Source organism: Parashewanella hymeniacidonis (assembly GCF_016900895.1).
In the GTDB taxonomy this organism is placed as follows: Bacteria; Pseudomonadota; Gammaproteobacteria; order Enterobacterales; family Shewanellaceae; genus Parashewanella; species Parashewanella hymeniacidonis.
Genome location: NZ_JAFEUN010000057.1, coordinates 24,732 through 31,116 on the forward strand (window position 1 = coordinate 24,732; position 6,385 = coordinate 31,116).

At 38.4% G+C, this 6,385-nt stretch carries 11 protein-coding genes and 1 pseudogene; 6 read left to right on the forward strand and 6 right to left on the reverse strand.

Annotated elements, in window-relative coordinates; translation table 11 throughout:
* Nucleotides 1-143 precede the first annotated feature (143 nt).
* The gene (locus JQC92_RS12395; RefSeq protein ID WP_204999953.1) at nt 144-539 is read left to right on the forward strand and encodes a hypothetical protein; all 396 of its coding nucleotides are present in this window, start codon (nt 144-146) and stop codon (nt 537-539) included.
* On the opposite strand, the gene JQC92_RS12400 is transcribed toward JQC92_RS12395, so the two are convergent.
* The 5 genes from JQC92_RS12400 to JQC92_RS12420 all read right to left on the reverse strand — a co-directional run bounded on the left by JQC92_RS12400 (nt 540) and on the right by JQC92_RS12420 (nt 3,363).
* Nucleotides 540-941 carry a PPC domain-containing DNA-binding protein gene (locus JQC92_RS12400; RefSeq protein ID WP_204999954.1) on the reverse strand — a complete coding sequence of 134 codons (402 nt, stop codon included), beginning with the start codon at nt 939-941 and terminating at the stop codon, nt 540-542.
* A 25-nt stretch (nt 942-966) separates the two neighbouring features.
* On the reverse strand, nt 967-1,698 hold the full coding sequence (locus JQC92_RS12405) for a tetratricopeptide repeat protein (protein ID WP_204999955.1): 732 nt from the start codon (nt 1,696-1,698) through the stop codon (nt 967-969).
* A gap of 455 nt (nt 1,699-2,153) precedes the next feature.
* Entirely contained in the window at nt 2,154-2,495 is a 342-nt protein-coding gene (locus JQC92_RS12410; RefSeq protein ID WP_204999956.1) for a TonB family protein, read from the reverse strand.
* A 284-nt stretch (nt 2,496-2,779) separates the two neighbouring features.
* On the reverse strand, nt 2,780-3,199 hold the full coding sequence (locus JQC92_RS12415; RefSeq protein ID WP_204999957.1) for a hypothetical protein: 420 nt from the start codon (nt 3,197-3,199) through the stop codon (nt 2,780-2,782).
* 2 nt (nt 3,200-3,201) lie between these two features.
* Entirely contained in the window at nt 3,202-3,363 is a 162-nt protein-coding gene (locus JQC92_RS12420) for a hypothetical protein (protein ID WP_204999958.1), read from the reverse strand.
* Between the two features lie 354 nt (nt 3,364-3,717).
* Here JQC92_RS12420 and JQC92_RS12425 point away from each other — a divergent pair, with 354 nt between their 5' ends.
* Complete coding sequence (locus JQC92_RS12425; protein WP_204999959.1) at nt 3,718-3,978, forward strand: phage integrase N-terminal SAM-like domain-containing protein; 261 nt, start codon at nt 3,718-3,720, stop codon at nt 3,976-3,978.
* Nucleotides 3,950-4,318: pseudogene (locus JQC92_RS12430) on the forward strand (transposase); the annotation flags it as partial. The gene JQC92_RS12425 and the pseudogene JQC92_RS12430, both read left to right, overlap by 29 nt.
* A gap of 283 nt (nt 4,319-4,601) precedes the next feature.
* Here JQC92_RS12430 and JQC92_RS12435 read toward each other — a convergent pair.
* Entirely contained in the window at nt 4,602-4,922 is a 321-nt protein-coding gene (locus tag JQC92_RS12435; protein WP_239480543.1) for a hypothetical protein, read from the reverse strand.
* 209 nt (nt 4,923-5,131) lie between these two features.
* Here JQC92_RS12435 and JQC92_RS12440 point away from each other — a divergent pair, with 209 nt between their 5' ends.
* Genes JQC92_RS12440 through JQC92_RS22905 form a run of 3 tightly spaced genes read left to right on the forward strand, consistent with a single transcriptional unit; the run spans nt 5,132 to nt 6,285 of the window.
* Nucleotides 5,132-5,821: a site-specific integrase gene (locus JQC92_RS12440; RefSeq protein WP_204999961.1), complete on the forward strand. Its 690-nt coding sequence runs from the start codon at nt 5,132-5,134 to the stop codon at nt 5,819-5,821.
* Nucleotides 5,814-6,125: a tyrosine-type recombinase/integrase gene (locus JQC92_RS22900; RefSeq protein WP_276315799.1), complete on the forward strand. Its 312-nt coding sequence runs from the start codon at nt 5,814-5,816 to the stop codon at nt 6,123-6,125. Before JQC92_RS12440 ends, JQC92_RS22900 begins: the two co-directional genes overlap by 8 nt.
* On the forward strand, nt 6,061-6,285 hold the full coding sequence (locus tag JQC92_RS22905) for a tyrosine-type recombinase/integrase (protein WP_338049512.1): 225 nt from the start codon (nt 6,061-6,063) through the stop codon (nt 6,283-6,285). The genes JQC92_RS22900 and JQC92_RS22905 overlap by 65 nt, the downstream gene beginning before the upstream one ends.
* The last annotated feature ends 100 nt before the right edge of the window (nt 6,286-6,385 follow it).

Below are 6,385 nucleotides of genomic sequence, written 5' to 3' on the forward strand. Positions count from 1 at the left end.
ATATAATGCTGTTTTTTAGTGTAATCACTCTAAAATAATTCACTTCAAACTGTACATTTGCTTAACAACCGCATAATTCAAATTTAATTTATTGTTGGGTTCCGATAGCATTAGCCCGTTTTCAATTCACAGGATTAATTTGAATGAATCTAAAATTAGTTATTCTTACAGGTGCTGTTTTATTTTCAGCAAACGCACTTTCAGCAACCTACAACGGTACAAATGTCGATGGCAAGATATATACTTGCTCAAGCAAGGCGGAAGGTTATCCTATCACAGCAAACAATCTTCAATGTCACTTTAAAGGCAATCAGATTTTTGTGAGTGGTAAGATACTTGGACAAGAAATAACAAGTATATTAGGTAATCCTCAAGCAACACTTCCAAATGAAAATTTAACAAGTAATGTGATAACGGTACCTTTTCAGTACCAGACAGACGAAGACAAAGCCAATAATAAGGCTGGAAAGATTTATAAATTGACTTTTACAGTTGATTTCACATCAGGTAAAGAACCAAGTAACTTTTTCATGAGTTAATTAATCTTTAATCGATTTTATTACCAGTTCATCAAAACCTGTGTTTTCATCAAAGCTTCTGGTGAACTGGTGATTATTTAACTCTAAAATTACGACTTCGGCAGTGGTAAATATTTTATTGCCTTCTAACAAATGCCCACCAATTACCATACCTTTATCGTCAGATATACTAATGTGTAAATGACTTCCGTTTAGGCTGAATGTCCCAACTAGGCTGACAATTTCAAACGGTCCCTCTTTGGACAAAATATTCTCTGAATTCGCTAATCGGAGAGAAGCATTTTTTAAACTCCCAACACAAGTCAAAATGCAACCAGCCTGAATTTCATGCCGCTTAATAAACTTTTCTAAAGAGAGTTTGAGATCCTCACCGGGCTTTAACCTAACTGCGGATGCTTTCATATCATTTAACCTAAAAAAAAACATATTATAACTCTTGTTTAGCCAGCAAAATCCACTTTTTATTCAAGTCTCTATAATGACGAGTCGAAAGTTTCGAGTACTCGATAATCTCTTTAAAAAGAAGCTTAGCTTGAGCTTTGTCGCCTTGCTTCTGTAAAAGCTTGCCATAGCAATACTTGGCTTCAGCGCCGGAGTAATACTCAGACAAAACTTTATATTCTTCAAGTGCCTCATTTTCTTTCCCTAACTGCTCATTAGATTGAGCATAAAGTAAATGAGCCTCCTGATTTTTATACTTTGGGTTCTGCTTAATTAAATCATCCAAGATTTGCTTTGTATGCTTATAGTTTTTCAAGCCGTATTCACTCCGTGCTAATCCGTACATAAGATCAGGATCATCTTCGTGAATGCCCACTAGTGACTTTTCATATAAGTCTTTTGCTTTTTGATATTCGAGCTTTTCTAAATATTCTTCTGCCAAATGCATTCTGTGCTCAACCGTGTCAGAAACGGCCAATTCTTTTGTTGCTTGGTTAAACGATTTATTAGGATTGAAAAAACTACCCATGCCTCGAGACGCTTTTCTCGCCGTTCTTGTAGCTGTCAAACTGGGTAACACCTCAATAATAAAATAGGCAATTGCCCCCGCTAAAGGCAACATAATCACAAGCCAAATCCACATTGTATTTCGGCCTGTTTTGACAATATGAACAACTAAAGCAACTTGTATTATTAATGAAATAATAAAAAAAGGCATAAGCACTCCATACAAAGCATCGGTTTTACTGAAATCATGAAATAGGCTTTTGGCGCTCTATTAAAAATTCACTTCATTTAAAGATACAACATAATTGACTTAACTTGATGTTATTTAGCTATCAGTTTTACTGCTTACTAGGTTTTTTATGTATTTGAGGTTAGCGTTTCATTCTTTGAATTCCGCGTTATACTCACGAGCGTTATCACTCATTTCCTTCTCTTTCAGTAATTGTTTCGCTGATTGCTTGAGTTTATGCATAGGTTGATTGAGTACCTAACGCTCACTTAACAGGCAAGTGTTCGTTAATGGAATTTGTGAAATATTATATGAAAAATCTAAGCAATACTTGGCTTCTCTGAAGCTAATTATCAAGCACTATGCTCGGCTTGAGTGCAATTTGCAGTATATTCACTCTTATTTATTCATGGGCTTAACGGTGAAATCCAATTGAATTAAATGTAATACAGGCTGTCCTGACGAGTTATTTTCTGTAGGCACCACTTCCATTTAGAAAGAGAAGCTAAAGCATGTTTATCGAAAATACCTTCCGGATATGATTTGTTTATTTTTGCGGCAGATAATTCACCTTTGGAATCAATTCCTGCAAGAATATCTACACAACCCGATATCCTTTTTTCTGCGGCAGATGTTGGATAACCAGAGATAAATTTCTTTTTGATTTCCCAATATTCTTTAACTGCCTTCCGGTTTGGATTCTTACTTAAGTCAAGATATTGAACATCCTTTGGTTGGTTCATATCTTGAACTGTTGATTTACTGCCTTTGGCTGACAAGATAACCACCAAATAATAAGGATAATGGCACTAATTTAACGTAGAGGGTAATAAAAAAAAGAAAAAGACAAGTTAATGCAACAGAGTATTAGTGGTAATAAGCATCATAGAGCGCCACTAAGGCTGAGTCATATCTAAACAAAAGTGAGCTGAAAAACGGCTCACTCACATCACAAAATTATTTCTGAGATATTTGCATATATAAGTAGCGTCGGGCTGGTTCAACAACCAGATAAGGCGCAGGCTGCGCTACGCCTATCCTTATTTATTATGTGCTTGGTTGATTACACAAGTTTATCTTCTGATGGTAACTCTGTTATCGGGTGAGGTGTAACGTCTACTATGTTGATATTATTCTCAGACAACTTTTGATAATGAATTACCCACTGAGATGTTAAATCCCCAGCTTTAGATATATCGTAACCCTTTAATTCGCAATCTAAGTCGTAGAAACCAGCATGATAATGCCATAGTTTGTGCTCTTGTGCGTACTTCACTTTCTCTAACCAATTAGGGTCATCTGTGGGTACGTCATCAGAAGATTTATTTCTAATCTTATAACCATCAATAATTACATTATCAATAGAGTTAAAGCCACCTTCTTGAAATGTTTTGATGAAAAATGTGAGTTTAGATTTAGGTTCTTTATCGAAGTTTTTGAATTTACTTTTAAAGTGTTCAGAGGCTTCTAAGATGTATGACATTATTATGCGTTAAGCCAAGCTTCCAGATCGTTTACGTTATTTATTTTAGGCACAACAGATTTCTTACTGTTTACAGCTTTCTTCATTTCAGTAAGGGAATAGTTAAATTTACCTAACACTTTCTTTGTTTTACGAGAAGTCTTTGACTTTTCAATAATAGCCATAATAGCTCTCCTAAAATTATGGGTTATTCACTAAACACAAGTTAAATATAAATGAATACTTTACCAATGACAATGTTTGTTTAACAAAGTTAATGATATAAACACAACATAAATGTTGTATACGTGGTTGATGCTGGGTGGCACATAACGCCTCATTCAGAGGCAAAAAGTAGTTGGTTAAAATAAGCGACGGAGGAGCAAAAACCAACTGTTTTTTGTCCTTTGGAATGACTTATTGAACCAAGCCGCTTTGCGGCAGAAACTGCTGATAAACAACATTTAATCATATCAATCAACGCTATCGTTCATACTTCTTTGGCAGCAATATCGCTGTCAACGTTTAGGAGTATGGCTATGAGCCCTTACGAACAACAACGCTTTGATTTTCTTTATGAACAACATCTTACCAACTTAACATTACAAGGCAAGCGCCCTGCGACCATTGATGGTTACAGTCGTGCGGTTCGGCGTATCGTCACCCATTTTGACCGCTGCCCTGATAACCTGACTCAGCAAGAGCTTAAGCAGTATTTTAATGCGCTTATCAAATCGCACTCTTGGAGCACAGTTAAAATTGACCGTAATTCGATATTTGTATCGTGGTGTATTACCTGACAGAGACATCATTAACGCGACCGATACTGAAGTCAGCTTTCGCTATACCGACAGTGAAACTCAGCAAAAGAAAATCAAAACCTTGCCTGTACTGACATTCTTATGGCAAATACTGCAACACGTTATCCCTAAAGGCTTTCGGCGAGTGCGAGATTACGGCTTATTGCATGGAGGAGCCAGAAAGAAACTGAAGAAGATACAATTGTGTTTGATGATGGCGGGCAAACTGGACTTCAGCATCATTGAACCTATCATGCGTAAAAAAGCCCAGTGCTTATGTCGGCAGTGTCAACAACCGATGCAGTTTATGGGTATCGTTCGCTCAAGCGCCTTTGGCTGACGCTCGTCGCACATTTGATAATAAGGATAATGGCACTAATTTAACGTAGAGGGTAATAAAAACAGAAAAAGACAAGTTAATGCAGCAGAGTATTAGTGGTAATAAGCATCATAGATGCGCCACTAAGGCTGAGTCATATCTAAACAAAAGTGAGCTGAAAAATGGCTCACTCATATCACAAAATCATTTCTGATATATTTGCATATATAAGTAGCGTCGGGCTGGTTCAACAACCAGATAAGGCGCAGGCTGCGCTACGCCTATCCTTATTTATTATGAGTACTTATAGCTGTGGTGAGCTTGAATCACAATATACCCAAATAATTCCGAAGTCACCAAATATTTCAAAGCCATTTTCTATTGACTTTACATACTCAAATTCACCTAAATTCATTGACTCAGTATCAGGATCGTAAAGCATTCCAATTGATAAATCCGAAAAGTCGATTGTGATAGGCGAATTGTCAGAATTGAAAAAACGAACATTGATAGAGTCGAAGTCACCGTCGTCATCAAGTACGACAAACTTAAGCTCGCTTCTATCTTGAGGAGCTTCAATTTTTACTACATTGTTGCCGAATAGTCGATTCATCCATGTACTCATAACGCCTCGCTAACGGGCGCAAAATTGTTGGCTAAAATTAGCGAAGAATGAGCGCAAGCCAACTGTTTTGCGTCCACTTTGAGCGACTTGTTGAACCAAGCCGCTTTGAGGCAGAAACTGCTGATAAACAACAATTAATCATATCAATCAACGATATCGTTCATACTTCTTTGGCAGCAATATCGCTGTCAACGTTTAGGAGTATGGCTATGAGCCCTTACGAACAACAACGTTTTGATTTTCTTTATGAACAACATCTTACCAACTTAACATTACAAGGCAAGCGCCCTGCGACCATTGATGGTTACAGTCGTGCGGTTCGGCGTATCGTCACGCATTTTGACCGCTGCCCTGATAACCTGACTCAGCAAGAGCTTAAGCAGTATTTTAATGCGCTTATCAAATCGCACTCTTGGAGCACAGTTAAAATTGACCGTAATGGGTTGCAGTTCTTCTATAAATTCACCCTTGATAAGCAGTGGCAGTGGCTGGACAGCGACAAACCGCCACAGGTAAAACGCTTGCCGGATATTTTATCCGTTGATGAGGTTGGCTTAGTCATCAGTCGTACTCGGCAGTTACGCTATCAAGTGTTCTTACTTACCTTGTATACCCATGATACCAGAAGATGCTCGATTTCAGCGAGAATGCACAGCTTGTTAATCAAGGCGATAGTGTGCGGCAATAGTGAGCTATTGTTAGCACTGGCAACACAGAGTAACACGCTGTGCAACTCGCACTGTGTGGACTTTTCAGCGACAATTCTTCATTGTTACATTAGCTCGAAAGAATCCCGATATTCCTTCGCTAATGCGCCTCAAAGAATTGGCGCTGAAAAAGTCCTGAAACATGCATCTTCAAGTATCATGGGTATATTCGTTAGGACTGCGCTTGGGTGAAGCGATTAATCTTGAAATTGGTGATATCGACAGTGCCAACATGAAGGTGCATGTGCGTGACGGTAAATTCGGTAAAGACCGTTTTGTGCCACTGCCCAGGCGAACTCTTGCGATACTTCGCACGTTTTGGAAAACGCATCAACATCCTAAATGGTTATTTCCGAGCAAGAACCATGACCCTAACCAGCAAATGGACAGAGGTGGAATTCAAAAAGCATTAAGAGCCATTGTTCGTGACTGTGGCATTTTTAAAAAAAATCAGTCCTCATACGTTACGTCACTGCTATGCCACACACCTGCTTGAACGAGGTGTCGACCTGCGCAGCATTCAAGTTGCTTTAGGTCACAACAGTCTCAATACCACCCTCATTTACACCAAACTCACCGACACTAAATCTGAATCCACACGCGAGACCATCAACAGCTTAACTGATTCCCTTAACCTCACATGGAGGGACAAGTAATGCACTTTATCGATTTACTGTCTGAGCATTTTGAGGTGTTTAAACGTGAATATCAGCATAAGCTCACCCATGAACACCATCAAGCGATGAATGCCATGCT

Excerpts from the sequence above, each read along its gene's own strand:
- JQC92_RS12395 (WP_204999953.1), top strand. The coding sequence starts at position 144 with ATGAATCTAAAATTAGTTATTCTTACAGGTGCTGTTTTATTTTCAGCA.
- JQC92_RS12400 (WP_204999954.1), bottom strand. The coding sequence starts at position 941 with ATGAAAGCATCCGCAGTTAGGTTAAAGCCCGGTGAGGATCTCAAACTC.
- JQC92_RS12405 (WP_204999955.1), bottom strand. The coding sequence starts at position 1,698 with ATGCCTTTTTTTATTATTTCATTAATAATACAAGTTGCTTTAGTTGTT.
- JQC92_RS12415 (WP_204999957.1), bottom strand. The coding sequence starts at position 3,199 with ATGTCATACATCTTAGAAGCCTCTGAACACTTTAAAAGTAAATTCAAA.
- JQC92_RS12420 (WP_204999958.1), bottom strand. The coding sequence starts at position 3,363 with ATGGCTATTATTGAAAAGTCAAAGACTTCTCGTAAAACAAAGAAAGTG.
- JQC92_RS12425 (WP_204999959.1), top strand. The coding sequence starts at position 3,718 with ATGAGCCCTTACGAACAACAACGCTTTGATTTTCTTTATGAACAACAT.
- JQC92_RS12435 (WP_239480543.1), bottom strand. The coding sequence starts at position 4,922 with ATGAGTACATGGATGAATCGACTATTCGGCAACAATGTAGTAAAAATT.
- JQC92_RS12440 (WP_204999961.1), top strand. The coding sequence starts at position 5,132 with ATGAGCCCTTACGAACAACAACGTTTTGATTTTCTTTATGAACAACAT.